The following is a 659-nucleotide window of genomic DNA, read 5'->3' on the forward strand; positions in this document are numbered from 1 at the left end:
TCTGCAGCCAGATCAGGCAGCCCAGCGCGAGCAGCCCGGCCAGCAGGACCGCGGTCCGCAGCAGCGGGACCATGGCGTTCTTCTCGTCGTAGGTGCGGCGCACGATCGTGCCGCTCTCCAGGGTCAGGTTGTAGGCCTGCGGCAGCAGCACCGACCGCATCAGGTCGGGTGCCTGCCGGTAGCTTCCCACCACGTTGTCCGGCGGCGCGCCGGGGGCGTGCCTGGCCTGCTCGTTCAGCAGGAGGGCCTGCCCGGCGAGGCGTTCGTACCTGCCGAGCCCGTCGAGCACCGACTGCACGGTCCGCCGCGTGGCGGCGTCGTCGCCGGCCAGCTCGAACGCCTTCAGCAGCGCCTGGCTGGCCTCCGAACGCCGCCGCTCGTACCGGGCGACGGCCGCGCCGCGCTGCTGGGCGTACTGCTCGCCCATGACCAGCGCGTTGGCGACCTGGGCGTCCATGTCGCTGAGCGCCAGGTAGAGCCCGGCGGTGGCGACGACCTGCGGCCCGGCGTCGCGGCCGATGACCCGCAGCCCGTCGCCGGCGGTCAGGCTGCCGACCCCGAGCGCCGCGAACAGCAGCGCCAGCGCCGCCACGGTGACGCCGGAGATGACCCGGATCCGGCCGGGCACGCTGCGGTCCGGTACGGGGGCGACCGTCGCC

The 659-nt window shown here is 74.8% G+C and carries 1 protein-coding gene; it reads right to left on the reverse strand.

Going from position 1 to position 659, the window contains the following annotated elements; genetic code table 11:
* The coding region (locus DMH01_RS42885) for a hypothetical protein (protein WP_199745857.1) at window positions 1-659 on the reverse strand (659 nt) is incomplete at both ends.

The organism is Amycolatopsis sp. WAC 04182, from assembly GCF_003947465.1.
In the GTDB taxonomy this organism is placed as follows: domain Bacteria; phylum Actinomycetota; class Actinomycetes; order Mycobacteriales; family Pseudonocardiaceae; genus Amycolatopsis.